This window comes from Paenacidovorax caeni (genome assembly GCF_001298675.1).
Classification (GTDB): Bacteria; Pseudomonadota; Gammaproteobacteria; order Burkholderiales; family Burkholderiaceae_C; genus Paenacidovorax; species Paenacidovorax caeni.
Genome location: NZ_CYIG01000011.1, coordinates 50,467 through 63,165 on the forward strand (window position 1 = coordinate 50,467; position 12,699 = coordinate 63,165).

Annotated in this window: 9 protein-coding genes; 3 read left to right on the plus strand and 6 right to left on the minus strand. The window is 69.1% G+C overall.

Translation table 11 applies throughout. The features are described from left to right. The first annotated feature begins 115 nt into the window (after positions 1-115). From BN2503_RS06950 to BN2503_RS06960, 3 genes are read left to right on the plus strand one after another with little or no spacing between them, the layout of a single operon-like run. Positions 116-1,285, plus strand: coding sequence for an efflux RND transporter periplasmic adaptor subunit (locus BN2503_RS06950; protein WP_054255925.1), 1,170 nt, complete (start codon positions 116-118; stop codon positions 1,283-1,285). Between the two features lie 15 nt (positions 1,286-1,300). Continuing rightward, the gene (locus BN2503_RS06955) at positions 1,301-4,444 is read left to right on the plus strand and encodes an efflux RND transporter permease subunit (protein WP_054255926.1); all 3,144 of its coding nucleotides are present in this window, start codon (positions 1,301-1,303) and stop codon (positions 4,442-4,444) included. Then, the gene (locus tag BN2503_RS06960) at positions 4,441-5,850 is read left to right on the plus strand and encodes an efflux transporter outer membrane subunit (protein ID WP_054255927.1); all 1,410 of its coding nucleotides are present in this window, start codon (positions 4,441-4,443) and stop codon (positions 5,848-5,850) included. Before BN2503_RS06955 ends, BN2503_RS06960 begins: the two co-directional genes overlap by 4 nt. Before the next feature lie 161 nt (positions 5,851-6,011). Here BN2503_RS06960 and BN2503_RS06965 read toward each other — a convergent pair whose 3' ends face one another. The 6 genes from BN2503_RS06965 to BN2503_RS06990 form a co-directional block, all read right to left on the minus strand. Further along, entirely contained in the window at positions 6,012-6,959 is a 948-nt protein-coding gene (locus BN2503_RS06965) for a hydroxymethylglutaryl-CoA lyase (protein WP_054255928.1), read from the minus strand. A gap of 20 nt (positions 6,960-6,979) precedes the next feature. Continuing rightward, on the minus strand, positions 6,980-8,584 hold the full coding sequence (locus BN2503_RS06970) for a phosphoethanolamine transferase family protein (protein ID WP_054255929.1): 1,605 nt from the start codon (positions 8,582-8,584) through the stop codon (positions 6,980-6,982). Between the two features lie 73 nt (positions 8,585-8,657). Continuing rightward, a complete protein-coding gene (locus tag BN2503_RS06975) occupies positions 8,658-10,679 on the minus strand; it encodes an acetyl/propionyl/methylcrotonyl-CoA carboxylase subunit alpha (RefSeq protein WP_054255930.1) in 2,022 nt (673 codons plus the stop codon). Beyond that, complete coding sequence (locus BN2503_RS06980; protein ID WP_054255931.1) at positions 10,680-11,399, minus strand: DUF4126 domain-containing protein; 720 nt, start codon at positions 11,397-11,399, stop codon at positions 10,680-10,682. 3 nt (positions 11,400-11,402) lie between these two features. Next, positions 11,403-12,182 carry an enoyl-CoA hydratase/isomerase family protein gene (locus tag BN2503_RS06985; RefSeq protein WP_054255932.1) on the minus strand — a complete coding sequence of 260 codons (780 nt, stop codon included), beginning with the start codon at positions 12,180-12,182 and terminating at the stop codon, positions 11,403-11,405. Then, positions 12,179-12,688: a DinB family protein gene (locus BN2503_RS06990; RefSeq protein WP_054255933.1), complete on the minus strand. Its 510-nt coding sequence runs from the start codon at positions 12,686-12,688 to the stop codon at positions 12,179-12,181. The genes BN2503_RS06985 and BN2503_RS06990 overlap by 4 nt, the downstream gene beginning before the upstream one ends. Positions 12,689-12,699: the final 11 nt, after the last annotated feature.

Below are 12,699 nucleotides of genomic sequence, written 5' to 3' on the forward strand. Positions count from 1 at the left end.
AATCCGTACCACTTCTATGCACGATGCCGCGCCCCCTCCGCTGCACCCCCACCCGTCCGCGCGAACGCTCCCTGTCTCCTGGTACCGCCGCAGCACCGGCCGTGCGGCCCTGTGCATGCTGCTCCTCGCGGGCACGCTCGGCGCCTGCTCAAAGCAGAGCCCGGCACCCGCCGCCACCGAGGCCGTAGCCGAAGTGGGCGTGGTCACACTGCAGCCGCAGCATCAACAGCTCGACACCACGCTCCCTGGGCGCACGCGTGCCTCGCTCAGCGCCGAGGTGCGCCCCCAGGTGTCAGGCATTCTGCAAAAGCGCCTGTTCACCGAGGGTGCGCTGGTGCGCCAAGGCCAGCCGCTGTACCAGATCGACGATGCCGCGCTACGCGCCACCGAGGCCAGCGCCCAGGCCGCGCTCGCCAAGGCCGAAGCCAGCGCCCGCACGCTGGAGGCCACGGCCCGGCGCAACGCCGAACTGGTGAAGATCGACGCCATCAGCCAGCAGGTGCATGACGAAAGCCAGGCGGCGGCGGCGCAGGCGCGCTCCGACGTGGCGGTGGCCCGTGCCAACCTGGAGACAGCGCGCATCAACCTCAAGTACAGCCGCATCGAGGCGCCAATCACGGGCCGCACGGCGCTGTCTACCGTGACGCCCGGCGCGCTGGTCACGGCCAACCAAGCGAGTGCCTTGACCACCATCGTGCAGCTCGACCCACTGTACGTGGACTTCACGCAGTCAAGCACCGAACTGCTGCAGCTGCAGCGCGAGATCGCGGCGGGGCGCTACGCCCGGGTGGATGGCGACAAGATTCCCGTACGCATCCGCCTGGACGACGGCACCGAGTACGCCCACCAGGGCAAGCTGGCGTTCTCGGGCGTGATCGTCAACGACACCATGGGCACCGTCACGCTGCGCGCCGTCGTCCCCAATCCCAAGGGCGAACTCATGCCCGGCATGTACGTGCAGGCGCTGCTGCCCACGGCGCTGGCGCCCGACGCGCTGCTGGTGCCCCAGCAGTCGGTGACGCGCGACCTCACAGGCCGCCCCAGCGTGCTCGTGGTCAAGGCCGGCGACGTGGTCGAAAAGCGCGACGTCACGCTCGACCGCGCCATTGGCAGCCAGTGGCTGGTGCAAGGCGGCCTGCAGGCCGGCGAGCGCGTGGTGGTGGAGGGCTTCCAGCGCATCAAGCCGGGCAGCCAGGTCAAGCCGGTGGAGGTGGACATGGCCGCCAAAGCCGAGCGCAAGAGCCCGCCGGGCCAGCCACCGGCGCCCAGCAGCGCGGCGCGCTAAACACAAGGCACCGCCATGGCGCAGTTCTTCATCAACCGGCCCATCTTCGCCTGGGTCATCGCCATCGTCATCATGCTCGCCGGGGCTTTGTCGATCAAGACACTGCCCTTGGAGCAGTACCCTGATATCGCACCGCCACGCGTGACCATCGGCGCGCAGTACACCGGCGCATCGGCCGAGACGGTGGAAAACTCGGTCACGCAGATCCTGGAGCAACAGATCAAGGGCATCGACAACATGCTCTACATGAACTCGACCAGCAATGCGTCGGGCCAGTCGCGCATCACGCTGACCTTCGCGCCGGGCACCAACATCGACGTGGCCCAGGTGCAGGTGCAGAACAAAATCCAGGGTGCAGTCAACCGCCTGCCCGACAGCGTCAAGAGCAGGGGCGTCTTCATCAACAAGGGCGGGCAGGACTTCCTCGTCACCTACAGCTTCTACTCGGCCGACCCGGACATGGACGAGGTGGACATCGGCGACTACATCAACAGCAACCTCGTCGATGTGATCGGCCGCATCGAGGGCGTGGGCGACATCAACGTCTTCGGCACCTTCTACGCCATGCGCATCTGGATGGACCCGGCGAAGATGGAAAAGTACCGCCTGATGCCCTCCGACCTGGTAGCCGCGCTGAACAACCAGAACGCCCAGGTCTCGGCCGGCCAGCTGGGCGCACTGCCGGCGGTGAAGAACCAGCAGCTCAATGCCACCATCACGGCGCGCACCAAGCTCAAGACGCCGGAGGAGTTTGAGGCCGTCGTGCTCAAGACCGCCACCGACGGCGCGGTCGTCACCATCAAGGACGTGGCACGCGTCGAGCTCGCGGCGGACAACCTGTCGATCCAGGCCAAGCTCAATGGCATGCGCGGCGCGGGCATGGGCATCATCCTGGCCGACGGTGCCAACGCCATGGCCGTATCGGACGCCGTGGCCGCCAAGCTGGCCGAGCTCAAGCCCTACTTCCCCAACAAGATCGACTACTTCGTCAGCTCCGACTCCACGCCCTTCGTGCGCGCCTCCATCCACGAGGTGGTCAAGGCGCTGGCCGAGGCCATGGTGCTGGTGGTGCTGGTGATGTTCGTGTTTCTGCAGAACCTGCGCGCCACGTTGATTCCGGCCATCGCCGTGCCGGTGGTGCTGCTGGGCACCTTTGGGGTGCTGTCGGCAGCGGGCTACTCCATCAACACGCTGACCATGTTCGCCATGGTGCTGGCCATCGGCCTGCTGGTGGACGACGCCATCGTCGTTGTCGAGAACGTGGAACGCGTGATGCACGAGACGGGCCAGTCGGCCAAGGAGGCTACGCGCGCCTCGATGAAGGAAATCACGCCCGCGCTGGTGGGCATCGGCGTCACGCTGTCTGCCGTGTTTGTGCCCATGGCCTTTTTCGGTGGCTCCACGGGGGTGATCTACCGCCAGTTCTCCATCACCATCGTCGCCGCCATGGCCCTGTCGGTGTTCGTGGCGCTCACGCTCACCCCGGCGCTGTGCGCCACCATCCTGAAGCCGCCGGTGGCCCAGGGCCATGGGCCGCTGCGCTCCGGGTTGCTGGGCCTGTCGGACCGTTTCTTCCGCTGGTTCAATCGCAGCTTTGACGCCACGGCCGCACGCTACCAGGGCACGGTGGCCTACACGCTGCACCGCACCAAGCGCATGGTGCTGATCTTCATCGGCGTGTGTGCGGCAGTGGCGTTGCTGATGCACCGGCTGCCCACCTCGTTCCTGCCCGACGAGGACCAGGGCTTTCTGTACGTGAACGTCAACCTACCCTCGGGCGCCGCCGACGCGCGGCTTCAGGACGTGCTCGACCAGGTGCGCGCGTACCTGCTGCGCCAGCCGGAGATTCTCAGCTTCTACCAGGTCTCGGGCCTGAATGGCGACCAGAGCTCGGCACGCGGCTTCGTCCGCCTCAAGCCCTGGAGCGAGCGCCCGCTGGCCGCGCAGTCGGCGGCCGCCGTGGCCCAGCGCGCGACCAAGGAGCTAAGCGCGATCCGCGACGCGCGCGTGATCATCGTGCTGCCGCCCGCCGTGCGCGGCCTGGGCGCGAGTTCAGGGTTCAACTTCATGCTCAAGGACATCAACGCCGTAGGCCACGAAGCACTGCTGGCCGCGCGCGACCGCGTGCTCAGCGCCATGCGCCAGCATGGCGAGCTGACCGGCGTGCGCACCACCAACCTGGAGGACGCGACCGAGCTGCGCCTGGACATCGACGACCGCAAGGCCGCGGCCCTGGGGCTGTCGTACAGCGACATCAACAACGTGCTCTCCAGCGCCATGGGGGGCACCTACGTGAACGATTTCCTGAACAACAGCCGCATCAAGCGCGTCTACATCCAGGGCGATGCGCCGCACCGCATGCTGCCGCAGGACATCGCCAAATGGACGGTGCGCAACCAGAACGGCGAAATGGTGCCCTTCAGCGCCTTCTCCCGCACCTACTGGGCCTACGGCTCGCCGCAGCTCATGCGCTACAACGGCAGCCCAGCCTACGAGTTCGAGGGCCGTGCCGCGCCGGGCGTCAGTTCGGGCACGGCCATGCAGATTGTGGAAGACATCCTCAAGACCCTGCCGCCCGGCATCGGCTACGAGTGGACCGGCGCCTCGCTGCAGGAGCGCCAGTCGGGCGCGCAGGCGCCGCTGCTCTACGCCATCTCCATCCTGTTCGTGTTCCTGTGCCTGGCGGCGCTGTACGAGAGCTGGACGGTGCCACTGTCGGTGATGCTGGCCGTGCCGCTGGGCGTGGTGGGCGCACTGCTGTTCACCACGCTGCGCGGGCTGACCAACGACGTGTACTTCCAGGTCGGCCTGCTGACCACGGTGGGGCTGGCGGCGAAGAACGCCATCCTGATCGTGGAGTTCGCCGTGCAACTGCAGGAGCAGGGCCGCAGCGTGTTCGACGCCACGGTGGCTGCCGTACGGCTGCGCCTGCGTCCCATCCTGATGACCTCGCTGGCCTTCGGCTTCGGCGTGATTCCGCTGGCCATCGGTACCGGCGCCGGTGCCGGCGGGCGCAACGCCATCGGCACGGCCGTGCTCGGCGGCATGGCCGCTTCCACGGTACTGGGTATCTTCCTGGTGCCGGTGTTCTTCCTGCTGGTGCGCAGCTGGTTCAAGAGCCGCTCGCGCCACGACGATGCACAGAAGCACGCGGCATGACGGTAAAACCCTTGCTGTGCACTGCGGCGCTGCTGCTGGCGGGCTGCAACCTCGCGCCCACGCACCAGACACCGCCCCTGCCCGTTCCGCAAGCTGTCTCTGCCCAGGGCGCGCCCGCGCAAGCGGACGAATCCGCCCTGCGGGAGGCCCAGGGCATGCAGTGGCTGCAATCGCCCGCGCTGCGCGAGGTTGTGGCCCTGGCGCTCACGCACAACCGCGACCTGCGCGTGGCGGTGGAGAACATCGAGAAAGCCCGCGCCCAGTACGGCATCAGCCGCGCCGACTTGCTGCCCGGCGTGAACGCCCAGGCCCAGGCCAACCGCGCCCGCACGGCCGCCGACCTGAACGCCAGCGGCAACGCCACCCTCGCCACGCAGTACACGGCGCAGCTCGGCTTCGCCAGCTACGAGCTCGACCTGTGGGGGCGCGTGCGCAACCTGAACGAAGCAGCCTTGCAGCAATTCCTGCAAAGCCAGGAGAACCAGCGCAACGTGCGCATCGGCCTGGTGGCCGACGTGGCCACGGCCTGGCTCACGCTGGCAGCCGACCAGGCGCGCCTGCAGCTGGCCCGCGACACCCTGGCCAGCCGCGTCAAAGCGCTGGAACTGACGCGGCGCATGCACCAGCTCGGCGCGGTCTCGGGGCTGGTGCTGGCGCAGAACCAGACCACGGTGGACACCGCACGCGGCGACGTGGCCAGCACCACGGCCCAGGTCGAGCGCGACCGCAACGTGCTGCAACTGCTGGCGGGCGGCACCGTGCCGCAACACCTGTTGCCGACGGCGCAAACCCTGGGCCTGCAGGAGTCGGCCGACGTGGCAGCGCTGCCCCCCGTGCCAGTGCCATTGCCCTCGACCGTGCTGCTGCGCCGCCCCGACGTGCAAGCGGCCGAGAGCACGCTGCGCGCCATGAACGCCAACATCGGCGCCGCGCGCGCAGCGCTGTTCCCCACCATCAGCCTCACGGCCAACGTGGGCACGGGCAGCACCGAGTTGGAGCAGCTGTTTGGCAACGACAACAGCACCTGGAGCTTCGTGCCGCTGGTGCGCCTGCCTATCTTCGACGGTGGACGCAACCGCGCCGGCGTGCAGGTGGCCGAGAGCAACCAGCGCATCGCCCTGGCGCAGTACGAGAAAGCCGTGCAAACGGCTTTCCGCGAAGCCGCCGACGTGCTGGCCGACCTGGCGCAGTGGCGCGAGCGCCTGGCGGCGCAGGCCAGCATGGTGGCGAACACGCAAAAAGCGTTCGACCTGTCGGACGCACGCTTCAAGGCCGGCGTGGACAACTACCTCGCAGTGCTGGACGCGCAACGCAGCCTGTACGCCGCGCAGCAAACGCTGATTGGCCTGCGCCTGTCGGAGCAGGTCAACCGCGTGACGCTGTGGAAGGTGCTGGGCGGAGAGTGACGTGCCACGCCCCTGAGGCGCTTCGCGCCTTACCCTCTCACGCCCTCCATGAAAGGGGGACGCCGCCCTCGCTCGGTGACCCGCGCAGAGGCCGCGCCGGCTTCAGGGGTCGAGGGTAAAGCGCAGCGCCATGGATTTAAACAAAAATAGCCACCAGCCCTTTACAGACAAGCGCTAGCAGCTATCAAATCAGGAGTGCCTTGCCCGGCACGCTTGTTCAACAGCGCCACGGCCACGCGCGAGCCGCTCTTGCGGCCGAGGAAATCGCTGATGTACGCGCCCGCATCGACCAGCTTGTCCAGGTCGATGCCGGTCTCGATGCCCATGCCGTGCAGCAGGTACACCAGGTCCTCGGTGGCCACGTTGCCGGTGGCGCCCTTGGCGTAGGGGCAGCCGCCCAGGCCCGCCACCGAAGACTGGAAGTTCCACACGCCCAGCTCCAGCGCCGCCAGCGTGTTCGACAGGGCCTGGCCGTAGGTATCGTGGAAGTGGCCAGACACGGCATCGAGTTCGTAGTGCTGCAGCGTCGCCGCGATGGCGCGCTGCACCTTCAGCGGCGTGCCCACGCCGATGGTGTCGGCCACGTCCACGCGCTGCACGCCGATGCCCTTCATCAGCCCCGCCAGGTAGGCCACGCGCTCGGGCGCGATCTCGCCCTCGTAGGGGCAGCCCACGGTGCAGCTCATGGCGCCGCGCACGGCCACGCCTGCGGCGCGCGCCGCCTCGACCACCGGCGCGAACCGCTCGATGCTCTCGGCAATCGAGCAGTTGATGTTCTTCTGGCTGAACGCCTCGCTGGCGGCGCCGAAGACGACGATTTCGTCAGGCCGGTCGGCCACGGCCGCCTCCCAGCCCTTGAGGTTGGGCGTGAGCACGCTGTAGCGCACCCCGGCCTGGCGCGCGATGCCGGACATGACGGCGTGGTTGTCGGCCATCTGCGGCACCCACTTGGGGCTGACGTAGCTGGTCACCTCGATCTCGCGCAGGCCCGCGTCCTGCAGGCGCTGCACCAGGCCGATCTTGACCTCGCTGGGCACGGCCTGCTTTTCGTTCTGCAGGCCGTCGCGCGGGCCGACGTCGATGATGCGTACGCGGGTGGGGATGTTCATGGTCGTGCTCCGGAAGGGGATCAATGCAGCGGGCCGCCCTGGGCGCGCACGTCGCAGGCATTGGCCTGGGCGCGCGCACGGTAGGGCTGGCCGCCGAGCAGGGGTTCGGGCGCATCCTGCGGCGCGCCCAGGGAAGGGTAGGCGGTGGCGCCACCGTAGCCGAGCAGGTCGGCCACCGTGGCGGCGAAGACACGGTTGTCCAGGCGCGGCAGGCCCTCAGGCGCAGGCTGCGCATGGTGCGCCAGTTGCGCGGCCCAGGCAGGCTGGGCGGCACGGAAGGCAGCGTTGCTCCAGGCCAGCAGCGGCACCTCGTAGGCGCTGCGCGCGCTGCCGTGGGTGTAGTTGCCGCCGCAGTCGAGCAGGTTCAGGCCGTGGTCCGAGAGGTACAGCAGCACCGCGCGGCGGCCCTGGCCCTCGGCCTGCAGCAGGCCAATCCACTGCGCCAGCAGTTCGCTGGCGTAGGCAATGCTGTTGTCGTACACGTCGTCCCAGTGCGCGCGCTCGGGCGGGTAGCGCTTGCCGGTGCGCGGGTGGCTGCCGTAGGTGTGCAGCGTGACCAGCAGCGGCTGCGCGCTTTCACGCGCCTCGCCCAGCGCCTGCTGCAGCAGCGGCGTGAGCGCGCCGTCGTATTCGCCGTCGGGCAGGTTGACGTACCAGTCGGAGCGCTGGCGGTAGGCAGCGTGGAAAAACGTCTCCGCCGTGCCCGAAGTGCTCTGGTTGCTGAACGTGGCAACACGAAAGCCCGCCGCGCGCGCCCAGTCCAGGTAGGTGGGCAGGCCCTGCGGCGGCAGGTGCTCCAGCCCCTGGCCGCTCAGCAGCACGGGCAGCGCGAGCGCGGTGTTGTTGCCGTTGGCCAGCACGGGCAGCGCCTGCAAATCGGCTTGCAGGGGCCGCAGGGCGGCGTTGGTGTCGTGTCCGGCATAGCCCAGCAGCGACCAGCGCTGCGCGCTGGCGCTCTCGCCAATCACCAGCACGATCAGGTCGGCGCGCGCCGGCGCGGTGGGCGCAGCCACGCGCGGCACGGCAAAAATCTGGTGCGACGCCACCTGCTGGCGTGCATACGACTCGAACATGGCCACGGGATAGACGCGGTTGATCTTGCGCAGCGTGGCCTCGACGCTGTCGCCCTTGAAGGCCGACACCACGCCCCAGGCCACCCACACCAGCCCCAGCAGCGCCAGCACGCGGCGCCAGGCCTTGCGCCGCACCGGCCGCGCGCGCCGCGCCAGCCACCAGGCCACGGCAGTGGCGGGTGCCAGCCACGCCAGCAGCCACAGCGCATCGCGCCAGCGCCACGAGGACGCGTACTCCACCGCTTCCTGTGCATGCGAGCCGAGCAGCGTGAACCAGAAGTACTCGTCAGGCGCCGAGCGCACGGCCAGGAAGTAGCCCAGGTACACGGCACCGATCAGCACCAGCAGCCACGCCGCGGCCTGGCCCACGCGGCGCCACAGGAATACCGGCGCCAGCACTGCCGCCGACACCACGGTGTCGAGCAAGGTGCGCCCGCTGGGCCACATCCAGAGCACGGGACTGCACAGGAACCACCAGGCCAGCGCCAGCCGCCACAGCGGCGGCGCCGGAGAATCGTCCTGGGAGGTTGGGGTCGGGAGTAAAGCCTGCATAAACGATCGGCCGCGCCGCGCCGGGCAAAAAAGTGCAACCCCCGAGCGTACCGCGCGCGCCGCCGCCGCGCTGTCAGGCGGCGCAGAGCTTGAGCAGCTCGGCGCCCTCGGTCACCTGGTCGCCGGGCGCGTAGAGCAGCTCCTGCACCACGCCGTCGGCCGGCGCGGCGATGGTGTGCTCCATCTTCATGGCCTCCATCACGGCCAGCGGCTGGCCCTTGGTCACCTTGTCGCCAGCCTGCACGGCAAACGAAACCACCTTGCCCGGCATGGGCGCGGTGAGGCGCCCGCCCTCGCCCTGGGCATCACCCGCGTGGGCCAGCAGGTCGATGGCCTCGATGCGCGTTGCGCCCTGGGGCGTGAACACGTGGTCCGTCTCGCCCTGGGCATACACGGCAGCGCGGGTGCGCTGGCCTGCGAACTGCAGGTCGATGGCGCCGTCGGCCAGCGGCGCAAACACCAGCGGCCCGGCCACGGCCGCGTCGCCCTCGCCCACGCGCAGGGCCAGCGCGCCGTCGCGGCCGTAGGTCAGCCAGGCCTTGGCATGCTGGCCGCCGAAGTCGAACTCGAAGCGGCGCTCCAGTTCGGCGTGCGAGTGGAAGCCATCGCGGCGGCTGAACGGATCGGCGCTCTCGGCGGCGCGCTCGCGCAGCAGCGTTTGCGCCACGGCGGCGGCAGCGGCCAGCGGCAGACCAACGCGCTCCTGCTGGAACAGCACGGCCTGCTCGCGCTGGATCAGCGCAGTGTCGAGGCGGCCCTGGGCGAACGAATCGCTGCGCGCCACCAGGCGCAGGAACTGCACGTTGGTCGCCAGGCCGACGATGTGGGTCTGCGCCAGCGCGTCGTCCAGGCGCGCCAGCGCCTGCTCGCGCGTGTCGCCGTGCACGATGAGCTTGGCCACCATGGAGTCGTAGAACGGGCTGATGGCGTCGCCCTCGCGCACGCCATCGTCCACGCGCACAGCGCCGCGCTCGAAGCTGGTGCAGGCGGGCTTGCGGTACACGGCCAGCGTGCCGGTGGCCGGCAAGAACTGTTTGTCGGGGTTCTCGGCACAGATGCGGGCCTCGATGGCGTGGCCGGTGATGCGCAGTTCGTCCTGGCGCAGCGGCAGCGGTTCGCCCGAAGCCACCCGCAGTTGCCACTCCACCAGATCCAGGCCGGTGATGGCCTCGGTCACGGGATGCTCCACCTGCAGGCGGGTGTTCATCTCCATGAAGTAGAACTTCATCTGCTCGGGTGCGTCGTAGCCGCCAGGCTGCTCGACGATGAACTCCACCGTGCCCGCGCCCACGTAGTGCACGGCTTTGGCAGCGGCCACGGCCGCCTCGCCCATGCGGGCGCGCAGCTCGGGCGTCATGCCGGGCGCTGGCGCCTCTTCCAGCACCTTCTGGTGGCGGCGCTGCACCGAGCAGTCACGCTCGAACAGATAGACGCAGTTGCCGTGGGTGTCGCCAAACACCTGGATTTCGATGTGGCGCGGGCGCTGCACGTATTTCTCGACCAGCACGGCGTCGTCGCCAAAGCTGTTGATGGCCTCGCGCTTGCACGATTCAAGCGCCGCGGCGAAATCCTCGGCCTTCTCCACCGCGCGCATGCCCTTGCCGCCGCCGCCAGCGCTGGCCTTGATGAGCACCGGGTAGCCAATGCGGTCGGCCTCGCGCTGCAGCAGCGCCGGGTCCTGGTCGGCACCGTGGTAGCCCGGCACCAGCGGCACCTGGGCCTGCTCCATCAGGCGCTTGGACTCGGCCTTCAGGCCCATGGCGTTGATGGCGCTGGCCGGTGGGCCAATGAACACCAGACCGGCATCGGCGCAGGCCTGCGCGAAGTCCTCGTTTTCGCTCAGGAAGCCGTAGCCCGGGTGGATCGCCTGCGCGCCGGTGGCCTTGGCCGCGTCGATGATGCGCTGCCACTGCAGGTAGCTGTCCTTGGGCGCATTACCGCCCACGTGCACGGCTTCGTCGCACGCCGCGACATGCTTGGCCTGCGCGTCGGCATCGGAATACACCGCCACGGTCTTCACACCCATGCGGCGCGCGGTGGCCGCCACGCGGCAGGCGATTTCGCCACGGTTGGCAATCAGGATCTTGGTAAACATTCAAACCACCTTGGCAGGTTCAGAGAGAAAGAAAAACACGCGCCGCGACACAGCGCGCAGGAACTTGAACAGCACAACCAGCAGCAGCACCGACACCGCCAGCACCAGCACCAGGGCCACACCGAACCACACCGGGTGCTGCAGGGCGAGCCACACCAGCCCCGCCACCAGGCCGTCCTCCAGGAACGACAGGCCCCAGTTGCTGAAGGGCTCGGGCGATGTGTTGGCGGCGGCACGCGCCGTCATCTTGGTGGCCAGCGCCGTGGCCGAGAGCGAGCCGCCCAGCAGCCCCGCCACCACGGCCATGGCGACGTTGTCGGCGCCAAACACCCCGGCCGCCAGCAGCGCGCCCGCCGGCACGCGGATGAAGGCGTGCACCCCGTCCCACACCGAGTCGAGCAGCGGCACCTTGTCGGCAAAAAACTCCACGCACAGCATGAAGCCGCAGGCCAGCAGCACCAGCGGATGCTCCAGCACCAGCAAACCCGGCGGCAGCGCCAGCCAATCCAGCGCCCCCAGAGCGCCCACGGTGAAGACCACGGCATACAGGCGCACGCCGCTGGCCCAGCCAAGGGCGGCAGCCAGCGCCAGCAGGCTGGGCATGTCGAGTTGCCGCGTAGCGCGCTCCGCTCCCTCGGCCACCGCCTGTGCGGTGCCCGCATCGACATGCAGGCCCACGGTGTGGAGCCATTGCACGATCTGCAGCCAGAGCGCGTCCATGGGTCACAGCCAGCCCGGCTTGCGCTTTTGCAGGAAGGACTGCACGCCCTCGCGCCCCTCGGCGCTGGCACGGATGTCGGCAATGCCCTCGACCGTGGCAGCGATGAGACTGGCATCGATCTCGCGCTCGGCCACGTTCTGCACCAGTTGCTTGCAGGCGCGCACGGCATTCGGGCTGGCGCTGGTCAGGGCCTTGAGCAGCTCATCGACCTTGGCGTCCAACTGGTCCGCGCCCACCACCGCATGCACGAAGCCGATGCGCAGCGCCTCGGCGGCATCGAAACGCTCGGCCGTGAGGAAATAGCGGTGTGCGGCGCGCGCACCCATGGCGCGGATGACATAGGGGCTGATGGTGGCAGGAATCAGGCCCAGCTTCACTTCGCTGAGGCAAAACCCCGCGGTGTCCACGCTCACCGCCATGTCGCATGCGGCCACCAGGCCCATGCCACCGGCATACACGTCGCCCTGCACGCGGGCAATGGTGGGTTGGGGGCAGGTGTAGATCACGCGCAGCATCTCGGCGAGCTTGCCCGCGTCGGCGAGGTTCTCGTCGCGCGTGTAGTCGGCCATGCGGCGCATCCAGTTGAGGTTGGCGCCAGCGCAGAAGGCCGGGCCTTCGGCTGCGAGCACCACGGCGCGCACGTCGGGGCGCGCGCCCACGTCCTGAAAGGCGGCGGTCAGCTCCGCGATGACGTCATCGCTGAAGGCGTTGCGAATCTCGGGCTGGGTCAACGTGATGCGCGCCACTGCACCGGACTGGGTGATGGAAAGGTTTTGCGTCATGGCTGCGAGGGGTTTTGCAGGTAATAGACAAAGTCCAGCGCGGGACACGGCTGGCCCTGTGCGGTGAGCGCCGCCGTGATCTGGCCGCGGTGGTGCGTGCCGTGGTTGAACACATGGGCCAGCGTGGCAGCAAAGGGCAAAGAAGCCGCGTCGCCACGCATGGTGGTGTAGTCCAGCGCGCCATCCCAGCGCTCGGCGGGAACCGCCGCGACCAGCCGCTCCCAACGCGCCGCGCCCTCGCGCAGGCGGGCATCGAGCCGTGCGCGGCCGGACTCCAGTTCCGCATCCAGCGCCACGCGGGGCGAGGCGCCTTCGGCAAAGCGCGGATACCAGAGATGGTGCTCGGCCACCAGCAGATGGTTGAGCGTGCCGTGAATGCTCTTGAAGAACAGGCCCACGTCGCGGCGGTAGTCCGCTTCCTCCACGGCACGCACCGCATCAAGCAGGCGCGCCGTGGCCCACGCGTTGTAACGCGCAAGCTGGCTGAAGTGGGCCACCGCGTCCATGGTCGCGCCCC

Bases quoted from the DNA above. Each gene is read 5' to 3' on its own strand.
- BN2503_RS06955 (WP_054255926.1), top strand. From the start codon at position 1,301: ATGGCGCAGTTCTTCATCAACCGGCCCATCTTCGCCTGGGTCATCGCC.
- BN2503_RS06965 (WP_054255928.1), bottom strand. From the start codon at position 6,959: ATGAACATCCCCACCCGCGTACGCATCATCGACGTCGGCCCGCGCGAC.
- BN2503_RS06960 (WP_054255927.1), top strand. From the start codon at position 4,441: ATGACGGTAAAACCCTTGCTGTGCACTGCGGCGCTGCTGCTGGCGGGC.
- BN2503_RS06950 (WP_054255925.1), top strand. From the start codon at position 116: ATGCTGCTCCTCGCGGGCACGCTCGGCGCCTGCTCAAAGCAGAGCCCG.
- BN2503_RS06985 (WP_054255932.1), bottom strand. From the start codon at position 12,182: ATGACGCAAAACCTTTCCATCACCCAGTCCGGTGCAGTGGCGCGCATC.
- BN2503_RS06990 (WP_054255933.1), bottom strand. From the start codon at position 12,688: ATGGACGCGGTGGCCCACTTCAGCCAGCTTGCGCGTTACAACGCGTGG.
- BN2503_RS06970 (WP_054255929.1), bottom strand. From the start codon at position 8,584: ATGCAGGCTTTACTCCCGACCCCAACCTCCCAGGACGATTCTCCGGCG.
- BN2503_RS06980 (WP_054255931.1), bottom strand. From the start codon at position 11,399: ATGGACGCGCTCTGGCTGCAGATCGTGCAATGGCTCCACACCGTGGGC.
- BN2503_RS06975 (WP_054255930.1), bottom strand. From the start codon at position 10,679: ATGTTTACCAAGATCCTGATTGCCAACCGTGGCGAAATCGCCTGCCGC.